This window comes from Robinsoniella sp. KNHs210, assembly GCF_000686105.1.
Lineage (GTDB): Bacteria > Bacillota > Clostridia > Lachnospirales > Lachnospiraceae > Robinsoniella > Robinsoniella peoriensis.
The window spans coordinates 5150419-5170175 of record NZ_JMLZ01000002.1 but is presented as its reverse complement, the minus strand read 5'-3'; the positions used below and the strand labels follow the sequence as shown (position 1 = coordinate 5170175).

General features: G+C 38.1%; 7 protein-coding genes. All 7 read right to left on the bottom strand.

Translation table 11 applies throughout. From position 1 onward, the window contains the following. Window positions 1–103: 103 nt before the first annotated feature. The 7 genes from CD03_RS0129050 to CD03_RS0129020 all read right to left on the bottom strand — a co-directional run bounded on the left by CD03_RS0129050 (window position 104) and on the right by CD03_RS0129020 (window position 19237). Window positions 104–6067, bottom strand: a complete 5964-nt coding sequence (locus tag CD03_RS0129050) for a discoidin domain-containing protein (RefSeq protein WP_027296614.1) — start codon at window positions 6065–6067, stop codon at window positions 104–106. Between the two features lie 327 nt (window positions 6068–6394). After that, window positions 6395–12463 (bottom strand): discoidin domain-containing protein, encoded by a 6069-nt coding sequence (locus CD03_RS0129045; protein WP_027296613.1) that lies wholly within the window; start codon window positions 12461–12463, stop codon window positions 6395–6397. A 20-nt stretch (window positions 12464–12483) separates the two neighbouring features. Further along, entirely contained in the window at window positions 12484–13332 is an 849-nt protein-coding gene (locus CD03_RS0129040; RefSeq protein WP_027296612.1) for a carbohydrate ABC transporter permease, read from the bottom strand. After that, window positions 13332–14228, bottom strand: a complete 897-nt coding sequence (locus CD03_RS0129035) for a carbohydrate ABC transporter permease (RefSeq protein ID WP_027296611.1) — start codon at window positions 14226–14228, stop codon at window positions 13332–13334. Before CD03_RS0129035 ends, CD03_RS0129040 begins: the two co-directional genes overlap by 1 nt. 90 nt (window positions 14229–14318) lie before the next feature. Continuing rightward, window positions 14319–15665 carry a sugar ABC transporter substrate-binding protein gene (locus CD03_RS0129030; RefSeq protein ID WP_044289742.1) on the bottom strand — a complete coding sequence of 449 codons (1347 nt, stop codon included), beginning with the start codon at window positions 15663–15665 and terminating at the stop codon, window positions 14319–14321. Window positions 15666–15865: 200 nt separating this feature from the next. Beyond that, the gene (locus CD03_RS0129025; RefSeq protein ID WP_027296609.1) at window positions 15866–17398 is read right to left on the bottom strand and encodes a response regulator transcription factor; all 1533 of its coding nucleotides are present in this window, start codon (window positions 17396–17398) and stop codon (window positions 15866–15868) included. Window positions 17399–17410: 12 nt separating this feature from the next. Next, window positions 17411–19237, bottom strand: coding sequence for a cache domain-containing sensor histidine kinase (locus tag CD03_RS0129020; RefSeq protein WP_052378035.1), 1827 nt, complete (start codon window positions 19235–19237; stop codon window positions 17411–17413). Between the last annotated feature and the right edge of the window lie 520 nt (window positions 19238–19757).

Here is a 19757-nt window from a genome sequence, read left to right as displayed (position 1 = left end):
AACATTCCAAAAAAATGCAAAATAAATTGCATTATACCTATGTCTTTAAATAATCATTAATAGGAAAAAGGCCCAATAACAGGGCCTTTTTCGTGCTAAAACTTTAGTATGCTTTTATTTTCATGCTGTCTTTCCATCCCATGTTCTTCAACAGTTTTTTATAAGATGAAATCTTTTTCTCCGGAACCCTGATTACTGCTTTGCTGTAAATTCCTTTTATTGCATTGTCTCCAGCTTTTATCCGTCCTGTTGATTGAAACGTTATGGACTTCAATTTCTTATCTCCATAAAATGCTGCTTTTCCTATGCTGCGCACCGTACTTGGTAATGTGATACCCGTCAGGCTTGTACACTTCTTAAATGCTTTCTCTCCTATCTCTGAAAGGCTGGATGGTTTCATCATTCTGACGCTCTTCAGCGATGTACAGTTATAAAATGCATACTTATCAATCACTTTCACATTTTTTCCAATTACGACACTCTTTAATTTTTTATTGTTTTTGAATGCACTTCTCTGTACCCCAGTTACTTTAAAAGTCTTTCCCATTATCTTTACTGTTGAGTGGACGGTTATATCTGTCCTGGACTTCTGGGTTGTTCCGGTCACTTCTGCACTGTCTTTCCCGGTTATCTTATATTTCAGATATCCTGACGTATACGTCTTGCCTATCTGGGGCTGTTCCGGTACAACCGGCGGTTTTACGGCCAGACCTTCCATTGCTCTTTTTAATCCTTCGGTGGACTGACGCACTTCTTCTGCTGTTGCTTCCTCCTTTTCCCGAATCTGCTTTGCTGCCGCCAGGCTGTCTGTGAATGCCTTTACGGTCTGCTCCGTGTACTTGGCAGTATCGGTTTGCAGTGCTCTTTCGATCACACTTTTCAGTTCACTCTTGTCCGGCTTAATCATTAGACCGCCCATTGCAATTCTCAGATTTTCACTTGCATCTGCTACTTCTGTTTCATCTGCCTGGGTATTTCCATTTACTTCTGCCCCCATACGGTAGGCGTCCATAAATGCCTGATGCCCTGCCATAAAGTATTCTGACAGTTTCGGTATTATTTTTTCAGCTTCTGTAAGTCTTAACTGAAGCTCTTCCTTCGCTCCGAGTCTCACCAGCCCTTCAATTGCCGTTTTCAGTGCTTCTTTAGCCTGCTCTTCCTCATCGGATCCGGCCTCTCTGCTGAGTATAAGATCGGCATTCCTTATGGCTGTTTCTAATTCCCTTACTGACTCATAGGTGTAGAATTCAGTAGAAATGCCTTTTGCAACATCTACCGCAACCTGCAGATTTGTAAATCTGTTAATATAATCCAGTCTGTTTATCTGGAACATCAGGTCACTATAATATCCGTCTAATTCCGCCTGACTGATATCCTCGCTGCTGCCCGCGGACTGAGCACGTTCCAGAGCAGCTTCCAGCTCGGACTTTATCGAAGCATCTGTCTGTGCATACCTTTCATCCATCATTATATTTTCTGTGTATGTAATCAAGGCATCCAGATTCGTACGGTCAGCCAGTTCTTTATAGACTGCTGTTACGGTAACCGCATGCTCCGGCATGGTAAAGGTTGTTTCTTCACTATACTGGTCTTCCACCTCCACATCTTCCGTAACCCACCGGTCAAATTTCATTCCCGGCTCTGCTACATCTGCCAAAATGGTAACTACCTCATCCTTCCGGTAAGCCCCGCTTCCAGTTCCATTTACAACTGCAGCTGTATAAGTAGGAACCGGCGATACCTGGATCTCTATCTCCGCCTGGATTCCCTGTTCATTTTTAATGAGCTCTGTCTCCTCCAGTGTCCCTGGGATAACCTGGGTTCCTTCCTGCTGGGGATCATATGCAGATAAATCCCACGTAACATTCAGTTTTTTCTGAATATCCTGCTCCAGCATAACATCTACCGATTCCGGCAGCTGGTCTTCCGTGATTTCCTCCCCGTATTCCACTTCCAACGGTTCCGGTTTCATGACAGATACCACCTGGTTTGGCACGATCTGTATGTTACAGGTGTCTATAAAGTTTCCATCGTAACTTCTAGCTCTGATCTGAACCGTTCCTAAACCATTTGGTGTCACTACACCTTCTTTACTGACTTTTGCTACAGATAGATCTGTAGAAGACCATGCAATCATTTGATTTGTAGCATTTTCTGGAAGGATCTGTGCACTTAATTGTGCTGTCTGATATGCTTTCACCGTTTCTTCTGTCTTTGCCAGTTTAATTCCCTCTACACGCTGTCCATAATTGCCGTATACTTCAAATTCACTGAGTTGAAGTCCTGGTTTGCCTGCCTCATCATTAGCAGTTCCTATAATTTTAACAAATTTTCCTACCGTATCCTTCGATAATCCTACCGTAACGTGATTAATATTTTGCTCAAAAACATAAGTCGCTTTGTCTACTGCTGTCTTGTATATTTCTCCATCAATACTTACCTGAAATTCAATTTCCTGAGATCTTTTTCCCCATTCTGATGGCAGATATAATTCAAACTGCTCTAAACAATATATATCTTGTAAGTCAATAATTATTTCATTCGGGAAATTCTTTGAACCACAATCTATAAAGCTTTTCTTATTTCCATCCACAATATCATGGACTTTACCATAAGAGATTGCACCTGTTTCTATTGGCTTATTTAAAGCAATGTTTTTCCCTTCTATCTCTTCAGTTTGAGTTCCTATAATTTGCAGCTCTCCAATCTGCGCTCCTTTCGGATCCCCTGTATTTCCATATACTTCTAATTTTATATTTTTGGCTATAACAGGTGTAGAATATTTTATTTCTATTCGATTTTTATTTAAATCATTAGAAAAACTATACTCTGTCTTCTTCGAAAGTTCTGAGTACTTTTCTCCATCCTCTGAACGTAAAATTCTAATCTCCTGTTTACGCGGATTCCAGTCTTTTTTTGGAAGTTCTACTATTATCTCACTTATTTCACAGCGTTCTTCCAGATTTACGTCAATCCAATTTGGTGTTTGTTCGGATGGCGTACTGTTAGCCCACCAGAAAGTCTCACTATTTCCATCTACAGCCATCTCCTTTTCCATATTTTTTGTTTCACTTGATGCAGTAACTGTTTTATTTAATGCTAAATTACTTCCATTTACTTCTATTGATTTAGGCATTATACTGTCTATCATAAAGGAGCCAAACTTATTTTCCTTCACAAACTTTAATTGATCCCCGTCAGAAACTGGCACTTTCACAACAATTTCTTTCCATTTTCCATTCGTTTGATAAAGATCTACTTCTTGCAACTTATTATCATTATGATAAAGGCTTAAAGCGGTGTCAGCATCAGCTTTATATAGAATACCAATATTATTACATTCGATCATATTCTTGAATTCAAGGGTCGCACCTTCTTTTTCATTCTCAATATAAACTTTTGAATCTTGCATTTTAATATCTGCATTAGTAATATTGTCTGCTGCTTCTGCCGGATATTCCTCATCTATAATCATATCTTTTTTCTCATTTGGTTCAATTGCAATTTCATTCCATATATTACTTTCCATACCACGACTCACCGCCGTAACCGTACAATATGAATTCTCTGTTATTGGCACAAATGCCCTATCTCCTATAATACCATCTATCTTCTGTGTATATTCCCCAGATTCTGTACCATAATGTATATTATAGGATTCGGCTCCCAACACTGGTTGCCAAATGACTATTGCTCCGTTAGTAATAGGCATGGATGTTTTTACAGTAGGGGCTGCTGGTCTTACTGATGTTGCAAAACTGTAGGTTCCCGATGAACTTTCTTTTCTTTTTCGCTTGTTCATATCAATTTCTTTATCAGTAGCAGTTACTCTCCAATAATATTTGGTATCCGGTTTCAATAGATCTGATTCAAGCGTATACGCTGGCTGTGTAATTGTATCTCGGCTTAATATAATATTTGCAAAATCAGGATCACTGGCTACTTCCAATTCATAAAATGCTGCCCCTGCATTTTTCTCCCATCTCAATGTCTGTCGTTGCTCAATAGTAGCTCCATTTTCTGGTGATTGTAGTTTAAAATCAGCTGGTACACCATCAATTGTAGTTGTTGTGAACTTATGAGGCATTCCATTCATTTTTCGTACATCATTATCATTTACCGCCTCTATTTTTGAATAGTATGTTGTAGCAGGTTTAAGTTCTTCCTCTAAAAAATAATACAAATATTCTACACTTTGCGACAGTACTTGTTTTGGAGGATCCTGTATCTCAATTGATCTTGCATTATTAAAATCTTGATCTTCTGAAAGATACAATATGTATTTTTTTGCATTTCTTGACTCACTCCATGTAAACTTGGGCGTCAGGGACATATCCTTTGCTTCATTAACAACCTGTAATTGTGTGAATCTTCCAGGCGCCCCTTCTTTTTTACAAACTGTAAATTCATAGTACATATTATTGTAAGCACTTCTTTGACCATATTGATTCTGGGCAATTACCGTCCAATAATATGTCTTTCCTTCATCTAATTCCTCGTCTAGTTTTAAATTTTCACCTTCAATATTTTCTTTTCTGTATATTGGATTTGACATATCTTTATTTTCCGATATCACTAACTTATAAGTTTCAGCTCCTTGAGCTTTCTGCCAAGTAAAGTCAGGGTAATTTGTGACTGCCATACCATCATCAGGACCTTGGAGACAAAAGTCTGAAGGAATGCTTTCTTGTTTCTTTACTACAATCATCCATATATCGTTTGACTCGAAAGTAATATCTGTAGACAAATTTTCTGCTGATTTTTTCTCTGCCGAGGAACTTCTAAATTTTACACCATCTTTTTCTTTATCTGGATCAACTTTTACTTCTTTTGCATTAGTTCCTACCAATTGATATTTATCAATTATAATATCTTCTCCCGCAAATGGATTGTTATCTAATGCAATTTCACAAGATCCTAAATCGCGTCCCCCTATTAAAATTTTAGCCTCGCCTTTTTCTTTATCTACTGATGCAATATAAGGTACATCACCAGAATGCACTACGCGTTCTCCACTCATATTGGCATATACAGCCATTAACCACCACTGTATAGTACGGGCACATATATTCTCTTTACTGTTATCTGTAATCATTGTATCTGAATAACCGTTTGGATAAGAAAAAATGCCACGTATTGCTTCATCAATCCCATCCAACTTATCAATCTCAGACAACACCTCCATTTCCTGACCAGGTCGCTCAACATAACCATAATCAGCATATTCTTCATAATAAATTTTAGGTTTTCCCACTAGGGGTTTATCTGCTACGGATTTATTTAATTTGTCAATATACTTATCTAAATCTTTATATGGCCCAAAATGCCACGCAACTACATCCAATGGAATTTCTTCACCCGAGCAAAAATTTATTAAATCTTGCGTAGCGTAATACCAATCAGGATAAGAAGATGGGCCAATTAACTTTGCATCAGGTATGATATCTTTCAGTGCGTACCATGCTTCACCATACATATGGTTAAAAGTATCACAGTTATTGTCAAACCCGATTCCCCAATTCTCATTCCAAACATTAAACTCGTCAATATCAATATTATTATCTTTGAAATATTGTCCAATATCCTTTACCCATTGTTTCCAAACCTCGTAATTCTTTGGAAATTTTGACTGTGGCAAGCCATTTTGTGAAACCCACGACGGAAAATAACCCATAATCGGATAATATGAGATACCCAATTCACTTAAACGTGCAACACCATCCTTTATTCTATCTAATCGGTTAAGTTCATTCGGCAACACATCCATTAAATTCTTTTCATCATTACTATTTCCATTATTTCCAAGTAAATTTTGAGTATCAATATCATCTCTAATAATTCTCTGCTTAAGGGGCACTATTCTACCATCGGGAATATCTTCATTAGGTATTAAAAGTCCTCCAGTTTTAGGTATCATTTCTCCCTTTGTGTTAGATAAATCAATAGCAACTGTTTTACTTGATGCTTTTACTGAAACCATGCTCAATGGTGAAACAGTAACCATACATAAGACTAATATTATAGATAATATACAGTTTAGTCTTTTCATAATCTTACCAGCCTTCATATTTTCTCCTTCTTTTTCATCATTAATAGTTATACTTTAATATCGTTGATTCATAATTTCCACCTCCTATAATCTAATATCAATTTATTAATTCATATTATAATTATAATCTACTAAACTAATATTCCATACTCTAAATAACTTTAATTGGTTAGATAAAACTAAACTTCTCTCTCTTAGGGGTGACTCCATTATGATATCCGATATATTGTTAAAACAATACAAGATGTTAAAATTGAATTTTTGTTAAGTTGGCATACAAGATATAACTACATTTAAATAGAAACTGCTACACAAAATTTGTGTAGCAGCCCTTTCTTAATTAATTTAGTATGCTTTTATTTTCATGCTGTCTTTCCAGCCTTTGTTCTTCAACAGTTTTTTATAAGCTGAGATTTTTTTCTCCGGAACCCTAATTACTGCTTTGCTGTAAATTCCTTTTATTGCATTGTCTCCAGCTTTTATCCGTCCTGTTGATTGAAACGTTATGGACTTCAATTTCTTATCTCCATAAAATGCTGCTTTTCCTATGCTGCGCACCGTACTTGGTAATGTGATACCCGTCAGGCTTGTACACTTCTTAAATGCTTTCTCTCCTATCTCTGAAAGGCTGGATGGTTTCATCATTCTGACGCTCTTCAGCGATGTACAGTTATAAAATGCATACTTATCAATCACTTTCACATTTTTTCCAATTACGACACTCTTTAATTTTTTATTGTTTTTGAATGCACTTCTCTGTACCCCAGTTACTTTAAAAGTCTTTCCCATTATCTTTACTGTTGAGTGGACGGTTATATCTGTCCTGGACTTCTGGGTTGTTCCGGTCACTTCTGCACTGTCTTTCCCGGTTATCTTATATTTCAGATATCCTGACGTATACGTCTTGCCTATCTGGGGCTGTTCCGGTACAACCGGCGGTTTTACGGCCAGACCTTCCATTGCTCTTTTTAATCCTTCGGTGGACTGACGCACTTCTTCTGCTGTTGCTTCCTCCTTTTCCCGAATCTGCTTTGCTGCCGCCAGGCTGTCTGTGAATGCCTTTACGGTCTGCTCCGTGTACTTGGCAGTATCGGTTTGCAGTGCTCTTTCGATCATTTTTTTCAGTTCACTCTTATCCGGCTTAATCATTAGACCGCCCATTGCAATCCTCAGATTTTCACATGCATCTGCTACTTCTGTTTCATCTGCCTGGGTATTTCCATTTACTTCTGCCGCCATACGGTAGGCGTCCATAAATGCCTGATGCCCTGCCATAAAGTATTCTGACAGTTTCGGTATTATTTTTTCAGCTTCTGTAAGTCTTAACTGAAGCTCTTCCTTCGCTCCGAGTCTTACCAGCCCTTCAATTGCCGTTTTCAGTGCTTCTTTAGCCTGCTCTTCCTCATCGGGTCCGGCCTCTCTGCTGAGTATAAGATCGGCATTCCATATGGCTGTTTCTAATTCCCTTACTGACTCATAAGTGTAGAATTCAGTAGAAATGCCTTTTGCAACATCTACCGCAACCTGCAGATTTGTAAAGCTGCTAATATAATCCAGTCTGTTTATCTGGAACATCAGGTCACTATAATATCCGTCTATTTCCGCCTGGCTGATATCCTCGCTGCTGCCCGCGGACTGAGCACGTTCCAGAGCTGCTTCCAGCTCGGTCTTTATCGAAGCATCTGTCTGTGCATACCTTTCATCCTGCATTATATTTTCTGTGTATGCAATCAAGGCATCCAGATTCGTACGGTCAGCCAGTTCTTTATAGACTGCTGTTACGGTAACCGCATGCTGCGGCATGGTAAAGGTTGTTTCTTCACTATACTGGTCTTCCACCTCCACATCTTCCGTAACCCACCGGTCAAATTTCTTACCCGGCTCTGCTTCATCTGCCAAAATGGTAACCACATCATCCTTCTGGTAATCCCCGCTTCCTGTTCCATTTACAACTGTAGCTGTATAAGTAGGAACCGGCGATACCTGGATCTCTATCTCCGCCTGGATTCCCTGTTCATTTTTAATGAGCTCTGTCTCCTTAAGTGTCCCCGGTATAACCTGGGTTCCTTCCTGCTGAGGATCATATGCAGATAAATCCCACGTAACATTCAGGTTTTTCTGAATATCCTGCTCCAGCATAACATCTACCGATTCCGGCAGCTGGTCTTCTGTGATTTCCTCCCCGTATTCTGCTTCCAAAGGATCCGGTTTTATAATAGATATCACCTGGTTTGGCACTACCTGTATATTACAGGTGTCTTTAAAGTTTCCATCGTAGCTTCTGGCTCTGATCTGAACCGTTCCTAAACCATTTGGTGTTACTACGCCTTCTTTACTGACTTTTGCTACAGTAAGATCTGAAGAAGACCATGCAATCATCTTATTTGAGGCACTTTCCGGTAGAATTTCTGCACTTAATTGTACTGTCTGATATGCTTTTACCGTTTCTTCTGTCTTTGCCAGTTTAATGCCCTCTACACGTTGTCCATAATTGCCGTATACTTCAAATTCACCAATCTGTAGACCGGGTTTTCCAACCTCATCATTAGCAGTTCCTATTATTTTGATAAATCTTCCTGCCGTATCTTGTGGCAATGCAATTGTTACATGATTTGTTCCCTGTTCAAAAGCATACTTTGCTTTATCCACAGCCGTTTTGTAAACATCTCCATCGGAACTTACCAGAAATTCAATTTCCTGAGTTCTTTTTCCCCAATTAGATGGCAGATACAGGTCAAACTGCTCTAATAAATAAATGTTTTCTAAATCAACTATGACTTCATTTGGAAAATTCTTAGATCCACAGTCTATAAAGGTTTTCTTGTCTCCATCTACCGCATCCTGCAAATTGCCATGAGAAATCTGATTTAAACTTAACGGTTTTTTCAGTGCCAGATTCTTGCCATCAATATCAGAGGGTTGTGAATCACTTGCTGCCATTACTTCCAGTTCCCCAACCTGCCCATAATGTTTATCTCCCGTATTGGTATAAATTTCAAGCTTTAAATGCTTTGTCGTTACAATATTGGGAAGCTTAATCTTTACTTCATTTTTGTTCTTAGAATTGTCAAACTCATAGAGGGTTCTTGCTACTTGTTCTGTGAAAGTATCTCCGTCATCCGAGGTCAGGATCCGTATCTCCTGACTCCGTGGTCCCCATCCATTGATAGGTAGTTTGACATTCACCGCAGCTATATTCTGCTCTTCTTCCCATTCAAGGGTCAGCCATCCAGGCTTGTCATCTGTTGCCGATACATTTGATTTCCAGAAGGTCTCTCTGTCTCCATCAATTGCATTTTCCTTTACCCCAAATCCAGGAGTAGAAGAGTCAGCCGTTATGACAGCATTTTTCGATATATTAGTAAGATCCGCTCCAGCAGTCGGTGTTAACTCACTGATCTTGAATCCTGCTGCTTTTCCCTCTTTCACAAATTTCAGCGTATCTTTTTCGGACAGATTCACTGTAATCCTGCTCTTATTCCATTGTCCATCCGACTGGTTCAGCTCTAAATCCCCTACTTTTTCGTCATTTTTGTAAACTGCTACCTCCGTATCTGTATCAGCCTTATAGGCAATAACGATATCACTACAGGCAATTACATCCTTATATTCCGCCGTATCACCTTCCTTTTGGAACTCAAGAAATACATCTTGACCCTCCATGGAAATTTTCGCTCCGGAAATAACATCAGCTGCTTCTGCAGGATATGGCTCTTCCAGCGTCATTTCAGATTTAATACAACTTACCGGAATTTCATTCCATATTTCGCTTTCTATACCATTTCTTACAGCAGTTACTGTACAATAACCTTCTCCTTTAAACGGGATATAAGACCTATCCCCTGTGATTCCTGTGATTTCCTGGGTATATACTCCGGACTGGTTACCAAATTTTATGTTGTAGGAATCTGCCCCCAATACAGGCTGATAAATAATAATTGCGCCGGCTGCATTTGGCTGTGACACTTTTACCAGCGGTGCTGCAGGTTTGTTTGAAGTTTTAAATTTGTAGACTCCGGAAGAGCTTTCCGTTCTTATTCTCTTCGCTGGATCTATTTCCTTATTGGTTGCAGCTACACGCCAATAATAGGTTGTATCCGGTTCTAATATGTTAGGCTCCAATGTGTATGCCGGTACCGTGATGGTATCATGCTTCACTACTATATTACTAAATTCCGCATCGGTTGCGATTTCCAGTTCGAAGAAGAATGCACCCGCATTGTCTTCCCATCGAAGTGTTTCTCTCTGCTCCAGAATAACGTCGTTCTCCGGATATGTAATCTCAAATGCGTCCGGAACACCGTCCGCTGAAGTGGTTGTAAATTCATGAACCTTGCCATTCATCTCCCGGGTGCCATTTTCATTTTCTGCCTCCATACGGGTATAATAAGTAGTACCAGGTTTAAGTTCTTCATCCAAAGTATATTCCCAATAGATAAGTTCCTTGGCCCATGGCTGCCTGTCTTTATCCAGTTCAACATATACGGGATCTGTAACCTTTTTTGTTATTACATCTCCTGAAAAGTCTTGATTTTCAGAGATTTCAATTGTATAGCTATCTGCGTTTCGGCATTCAGACCATGTAAACCTCGGCTGAAGCGGTGTTTCATCGGTATAATTAACAGGTTGATAAATGGTGAATGGACCTGGTACCTCTATATTATCCTTCACGGTGAAGGAATAATACATGTTGTTAAATGGTGTGCGATCTCCATTTTTGTTATGTGCGGTAACTGTCCAGTAATACATCTGATCTGCTGCCAGTGGAGTCTGCACCTTATGTATTTCTTCAATTCCTGCCTTTGCTGCCGGAACCTCCGCTGTATAAACCACATCATTCATCTTTTTATCATGAGCCACTGTGAGTGTGTAAGATTCCGCTCCCTGAGATTTTTCCCATTTTAATTCCGGTGTACTGTTTACCACTGTATTGTCATCCGGAGTTCTTAGATAAAAATCAGAGGGTACAGCCTCTTCGGTCTTAATAACAAGCATATACACATCGTGTCCCATAAAGTCCAGGTTCACCTGTGTACTATTATCTCCTTCTTGCGCAATTGATGCCATCTGACTATCCTGATATTTAATACCTTCGTCTTCGTCCCAGATGCTGTCACGATTCATTGCATACTTCGCATTTGCTGCTCCGCCACCTGTGTCCCCGGATATAGAAGATTTGGTTAGCAAATATTTATCAATTTTTACATCTCCTGTGAAGGGAAGATTTTCAAGATTTAAATTAATTGTCATAGGTGAGGTTACAGAACTATTACGGTTTTGAGCATTTTTATTACTAATCAGCACCTTAGCCTCTCCCTTTTCTTCATCTATGGAAGCGATATAAGGCTCAAATGGTTCACTGTCATTCACCACGCTCTGACCTGTCATAGATCCATAAGCTGCCAACTGCCACCACTCGCACAAGCGATAATTGGGGTTTTCTTCGTCTTGAAACGTTTTCAATAATTCACTCATACCATTTGGAAATTCCCATATACCTCGAATAGCTTCATCTACATCCGAACTGTCTGCCTCTGCCATAATGTTAAATGCAAGGGCTCCGTTTTCCCAATCCCATGCATATTCTTCCAGATAATATTTCGGATTTCCAACGATAGGATACTGTGATACCATGTTATTCAAAGCAGCTACGTTATTTTTGGAATCATTATCAAAATGCCAAGCGAGGATGCCTGCCGGTATTTCCCATTCCGCACAGGCCTTGATCAGTCTGGAAGCCCGACCCTCTGGAGACTCCTGCATGGACGGTCCAATGAGTTTTACATCCTGGAAGATCTCATTCAGGGCATAGAAAGAATTCTTATGCATATTGTTATATGTATTCTCACCACCACCCCCATAAAATCCCCAGTCTTCATTCCATACATTAAATTCATCTATTGGAAGATTATTATCCTTCACATATTGGCCAATATCGCGGATCCACTGCTTATAAACCTCCATATTTTTTGGACTATCCTGTGCACGGCCTGTCTTCGATACCCATGATGGAAAATATCCCATGATTGGATAATACTCGATACCCAACTCACTCATGCGCTCTACTCCATCCTTAATCCGATCCAATCGATTCTGTTCGTTAGGGCTCATATCACGTATATGATCCGGACTAGTATCTTTATCATTATTATTCCAGATTAGATTCTGTGTTTCTATATCATCTCTTATAATACGTGCATTCAACGGGAGAATTCGCCCATCCGTTACATTTTCATTTGGAATCAACAAAAAACCTACTTTGGGAATCATTTCTCCCCTGGTTTTACTGAAATCAATCTGAACATCTCTCGCCTCCGCTGCATGTGCTACAGTGGGTGTGATACCTGAAAGACATCCTAATGTTAAAGTTGCACTTAAAAGAATACTGGTCGCTTTTTTTATCTGCTTTCTCATCTTTTTCTTTCCCTCCTTCTCTATCCTTTCACTGCTCCGCTGGTCATTCCGCTGATTATATATTTTTGCATAAAGATAAAGATTAAAGCAACCGGAATAATTGTTACCACAGCAAAAGCAGTTAAATAGCTCCATTTTGTTCCATACTGTCCCATAAAGTTAAAGATTCCCGCCGTGATTGGGCGTTTCTGCTGGTCTAAGATAAATGTCATACCATATGCCAGATCTCCCCATCCATACAGAAATGAAAAAATAGCACAAACCATTACACCCGGCTTTGCAATAGGAATCAGTACCCGGATAAATCCAGTAAATCGGTTACACCCATCAATATACGCCGCTTCTTCTAATTCTTTTGGAATAGATGCAAAATAATTTTTCAAAATTAGTACTGAAAATGGGATTCCAATAGTTGCATCCGCTATCATAGCAGAAAACGGTGTGTTATATAAATGCATGCCTTTAAACATAATGAACATTGGTGTCAACAGAACAGACACTGGCAGCATCTGGGTTACTAAAAAGCTAAGAAGTATTGTATTCTTCCCTTTAAATCGGTATTTGGCTATTCCATAAGAAGCTGGTACGGATAAAATTACAGAGATAATCATAGCTCCAACGGATATCATTAGACTGTTTCCAAATGAGCGGAACATATTAAAATCACCATTTTCAACCTGTGCCAGATAGGACTTGGAATTTAATACATGTGGGAATATCGTAGGCGGAACCTGGAAAATCTCCTTCTCTGTTTTTAGGGAAGTCACTACAATCCAGAACAGTGGAAATAGTAAGATGCATAAAAAAACTATGGATATTACACATAGGACCACATTATTCTTTCCAGAAATTTTTTTATCATCATCCATTATACTTCCTCCTCCTTTGTCATCTTCAAATAAAATACACCGACAATCAACAATATGACTAAAAGAATATTTGCCACAGCAGACCCTTTACTGTATTTAAACATTTCAAATGATAGTTTATAGGAATATGTAGACAACATGTGCGTTGAATTAACAGGACCGCCACCGGTCATAACATAAACCAGATCAAACACTTTAAATGTATAAATAAATCCCAGGATCAATACCGATTCTATTGTTGGTTTTAAAAGCGGTAATGTTATTTTTAAAAATGACTGTACTTTATTTGCACCATCTATGGATGCACTTTCATATAACTCCTGTGGAATCGTTGTCAACCCTGTGGATAGCAGAATCATATTAAAAGGAATTCCAATCCATACATTTGCACAAATAATAGCAAACATTGCAGTACTGGAAGAAGTCAGCCAATCTATATTTTCTTTTATTAATCCGATGCTATGTAAAATATAATTTAAAATTCCTACATCTGTACCAAATATAAACTTGAATATCAATGCTGTTACGGTAATTGGGATCATCCATGGCATCATTAATAGCCCACGGACAGGTTTGGAAAAGCGAAAATTCTGGTTAAAAAATACAGCCAGTACAAAGCCAATTAGAAACTGCAAGATCAAGCAGCAAACAGTAAACAGTAACGTATTCCACAAAGCCTTACAAAATACTGCATCACTGAATATAGCAAGATAATTATCCAGTCCCGCAAACGGCTTATGCGCTGCTGTCAATGTTTTCATTGTAACATCCTGAAAACTAAGAATTATATTATCTACTATCGGATACCCTACAAAGATGACCATATATAGAAATGCAGGTAAAACAAACAGATATCCGATGTTGTCATATTGAAAAAATGTTTTTATTTTTTTCACTAAACTTACTCCTTTATGCAAAGACTATTTATAAAAGTACAGAGTATACAAAATCAACGTATACCCCGCACCAGTAATAACTATATCATTTTATTTCACTACAACGGAGTCTATCGACGCTTGAGCAGACGCAGCAGCATCCTCAGGTTCCATCTCTCCTGTCATAACCTGATTAAATGCAAGCGAAATTGCATTAGATACTTCCGGCCATTCAGCCAGTGGTCCTCTTGCTTTTGCATATTCCATTTCTTCAGTAAATGTCTTCATGGACTCATCATCCGTAAACTGAGTAGCTGCGATATTTTTATCTGCGGATATGTATCCAAACTCGTTCATCAGATATTTTACTTGCTCCTCATTGGTCGCATATTGCAGGAACTTTAACGCACCCTCTTCATTGCCGCCAGAAATCACTGCGTAATTTTCTCCTCCCAATGCTGAAGCATAATTAGAATCTTTAGGTATCAGGGTAACCTTCCAGTTCAGATCCGGTGCTTCTTGTTTCATTGGTGGAATCTGCCATGGGCCGTTTACCATCATTGCAACATTTCCTGACACAAACTGGTTCATAACATCGCCTTGTGTCCAATTGATACATTCTTTACTCATACTGCCAGAATCAACAAGATCTTTTACATAGGTCAAAGCCTTCACACCACCGTCAGTATCGATATGGTAAGAATCTGTCCCCGTAGACCACAGCCATGGAAGGAAATTAAAGGTTCCTTCTTCATTTTGCAGACTGCAGAAAGCTAAGCCTGTTACGTTGTCTTTTGTTAATGCCTGTGCTGTGGTTTTCAGTTCATCCCAAGTCTCCGGTACTTCACAATTTGCTTCTTTTAACATATCCTCATTGTAATAAAGTCCCAGACAGTTAACACCAAACGGCACTCCATATAATGCACCATCTATCGTACAGGAATCTACTGCTCCTTGATAATAATTCTCCACATCAAATTTTCCTGTCAAATCCGAAAAGATATCCATTGATGCATAAGAAGCATGATCAGGCGAGTCCAGGATTGCAATATCCGGCAGCTCATTTGCTGAAGCGCCAATTGATAACTGCTTTTTAAAGTCTGCAAAAGGAACATATTTTGCCGTTACCTGGATTTCATCCTGTGATTCATTATAATCCTGTATTACTTTATCAAGTGCCTTCTGGTGGTTCTCAGCCTCCCAATAATACCAGATACTTACTTCCTCCGCATTTCCGGTAGCATCTGCCTTGTTATCTGTATCCGCATCAGTACCTTCCATTCCTTCCGTTGCTTCCTTTGTTTCCTCATTTTCAGCCTTGGTTTCTTCCGTAGATGCTTCCGTCTTTTTTTCTGTCGCCGCCGTTTCAGCCTTATCCGAAGAACCGCCGCAGCCGGTTAACATGGATGCCGTTACTAAACTCATACAAATAAATGTGCTGATAATCTTTTTCTTCATAAAATATTCTCTCCTTTTTTTCTAATTACAATCTGTAACTGATGATCTCATTGTATATTAAGTTTCTGAAACTGCATACTCTAAAAAACTGTAAAAGGGTAGGTAAAACTAAACCTTTCTCAATTATTTACTTTTTCTATATATTATTTAAAAAATAATACATCTAACGAAAAAAGTAGAGCAAAACACATGGTTTCACTCTACTTTTTTATTCTTCTATATTCTGCCGGCAGATATCCCGTTAACTTTTTAAACACTCTGCTAAAATATTTTGAATCAGTATAACCTACCTTAAGGGCAACCTCATATGTTTTTAATTTTGTTCCCAGCAGTAATTCTTTTGATTTCTGAATACGGTACTCCTTTATGTAATTATTAAAATTAATCCCCTCTTCTCTTCGGAATAATGTTCCCAGATATTCCGGAGTCAGATTGAGCCTTCTAGCTATTTCTTCTAAAGTAATACCATTACTATAGTACTCATGGACTAACCCTTTTACTTTACATATAACGGAACTGCCAGCCACCACTTTTTTATCGTCAATCATACGTAAAACATCTCCAACTACCTGTTCAAGTTCTTTCTTCATAACAGCTCTGCCAATTTTTTCAGTTAAATCCTGTTGGTTTAGGTTTTGAAAGGGAATAAAATCCAATTCTACCGCAACATTTAATATTCCCCATAGAAATCGCATATAATGTTCTTTGATGATCTTTGGTTCGAGTACCTTACCACTATGATAGTATTCCTCAAAATTTCCTGCGTACTGACGGGTTTTCTCCATATCGCGCATACATAAAGCACTTTTTACATTTTCCATTAAGTCCATAGGAAATGTAATCTCCTCTGTCTTGATAGATTCGATTTGGGGATATGATATAATTACATTATCACCCAAAACAATATTCCAATGCATATATCCCCGAATAGTATCCAGACTCTGCTTTAAACTATATACTCCCATCCCCGTAATCCAACCGATACTTACACTATTACTTTTTTTGTAATTCAATAACATACAATTTTGAAACCATCTTTTCAAATCTATATTATCATCAAATTCATAAACCACAAATGCGAACATCTGATACTCAGGCAATTCAATTTCTTTAAGCTTAACTTCTTTTTGTTCCCTCCAAATATAACACAACTCATTTTTAAGCTGCTCATGACAAGATGCATAACTATTCCCAATATAAACTGGCACTAAGATAAATTTATCATGTGCCGCTATTCCATACTGTTCTTTCAAAAACTGTTCCAGTTCCAAATTTATCTCCTGGTTATGAATCATCAATCCAGTAAATATATTTTCCAATGATCCTAAAGTTTTCGTTTGATTTAACCGCTCCTTTTGTTTCCCCTCCAACTTTGAACTAACTTTATCCAACGCTCCTTTTAGTTCTGAAACTGAGATAGGTTTTAAAAGATACTCGCTTACTCCAAGACTTATTGCTGTCTTTGCATATGAAAATTCCGAGTATGCTGTTAGGAAAATAGCCTCATACTCTATTTTCCTGTCCTTTATAATCCCCAACATTTCTAAACCATCCATATCAGGCATACGAATATCCGAAATAATAAGATCTGGTTTTTCACGTAATATCAGCTCCAACCCCTCTTTTCCATTTTCCGCTTCACCACAAATTATATGGCCTGGATCAATTTTTACTATAAGCTTGGAAAGACCCTCACGTATTCGTATCTCATCTTCAACAATTACTATCTTCATAGTTTTCCTCCATTAGGTTCTGGGTATTTCAATAATCACGCAGGTACCAATATTTAATTTACTTTCAATGCAGACCTTTGCCTTCTCAGGATAATACATATAAAGACGATTAATTGCATTTTGAATACCTATGTGATTTCTTTCTTTGCTTTCCACTATTTCTCCGCTCAAAAACCGATCGATCATTTCCTGGCTCATTCCTTTTCCGTTATCCTCTATGTTGATACGCATCACATCTTTTTCACCTAATATTAAAATTTTGAGCACAGGATGCCGTTTAATGCCTTCAAATCCATGTAAAATAGCATTTTCCACAAATGGTTGAAATAGTAATTTATGAATACTGCAATCCAGAATCTCCTCGTCTGCGTCTACCTTACATTCAAAGCTCCCCTTTAACCTGCTTTTTTGCAGCAGAATATACTTTTTCAGCCATTCTAACTCTTGTCTCAAAGGTACAATTCCGGTACTATTGCTAATACCATATCGCAATATATGTCCTAAAGCATTGATCGTATCACTGATTTCATATTCTTCTTTATCTAAAGCCATCCAGTTAATCGTATCCAGCATATTATATAGAAAATGTGGATTAATCTGAGCCTCCAGAACCTGTATTTCTGCATTTTTCTGTTTCTCCACTGCTTTTCGTTCTTTATCAATAGAAAGCTGCAATTCTTTGATCATACGATTAAACTGGTTTGCTATTAACTCCATTTCCAAAGGGAACTGCTGCTTCACTACTTCTACTCTTGCTGACATTTCTCCATTCTCGGCTCTTTTCATTGCCCGGACAATTTCCCTAATGGAAGCCGTAAGCTTTCCGGATAGTATGTAAACAATAAGAATGATACCAATTACGGATAGCACCATAACAGTAACAGTCCATTTTCTTTGCTGCTGAAGTTGTATCAGCATACTCCCCCGGTCCGAGGCAGTATAAAAATACCAGCCTAATTCCTCATCAAAGCTTTTACTGATACTTAGATTTTCACTTGGGATAACATTGCTGTTTTGTAATAATCTTGCTAGCTTGTCATCCTTCTCTTCCTCGGTCTCATTACTGTCAAGTATCTGCCTTCCCAACTGTTTTTCATCAGGAAAAGATATGATTTTCCCAGCATCATCTATAATAAAAGAAACGGTATTGGATGATTCGCTCGTACCTTCTGCCATATTTTCATTACATATTTTATCTAAAAGATTGGCATCAATGCTTATTATTACAATTCCATTTTTTTTATTAATATCACGATAATCAACTAATCTGTGTCCTATATGGAATAAATAAAATGGTCTGGTTAAATAATTTTGCGCAAGATACGTTGGTAAAATAACAGTCTTATTTTCATCTGACACCCTTTGAAACAAATCCGCTACTTCATTATCACTTCCTGACAACCATGAATTTGCTGTTGTTGCGGCAGTAAGTTTATCGTAAAATATCACATCTCCACTGGCTGTAATAATGGTCACCGACTGTATATCTTCTTTTACATTTGCCATTGCTCTCAGCGTTCTTCTCATTTGATTCCTGCTAACAGCTAAATTATCATTCGCATTAATGCGATCCACCAACTCTACAACACTGTCTTCCGAATAGATTTGATATAGTAAATCTTCATATGATTCAAATATGGTTTTCACACTTTTCTGGGTTTTCGATAAATTTACTTTCGTTAACTCTTCAATATTTTTTTCCATGGCATCAACCGCATTATAGTAAGATAACAGCCCGAGAATAATTATAAGCAGCAGCATCGTTGCACCAAAAACCACAATCAGCTTAAATTTAAAACTTTTGGTATATCGTTTAATGTTTAGAATTATATTTTTCATCTGCAAGCCCTCTCATGTACCCTGCTTACTATTATATAAATACTATGAAGTATATTCAATAAATTTTTTTTATATAATTGGGGGTTATTCTAAGAAAAGGTAGGTAAAGCTAAACTTTTTACTGAATTGAAGTGAGATAATATCATCAAGAGAGCAAACTTCAATATTATGTCACTAAGAATCCATATAGAGTCTTTAGCGTTACGGTACATGATACCATTAGGCAAGTCAAAGAGACTGGTATCTTTTCCACATTAGTTCCTGTATTGGAAGGTTTCACACGGCTAGGGGATAACTGTATGGGATGGTCGTTATACATTTGCTTCATTAACAGATAACGCAAACATGATATCCGGTATGTTTAAAAATTATTATGGGGCATTCTATTTCAGACGATGATCGGCTAAATTTTAAAACCCGCACCGGACAAGACATCACAAAAGGCGAATATACCCAGAAAACAATGGAAGAATTACTTTACGAGGTTAATAAGATATAGATTTTGTCGCCCCTGATATCC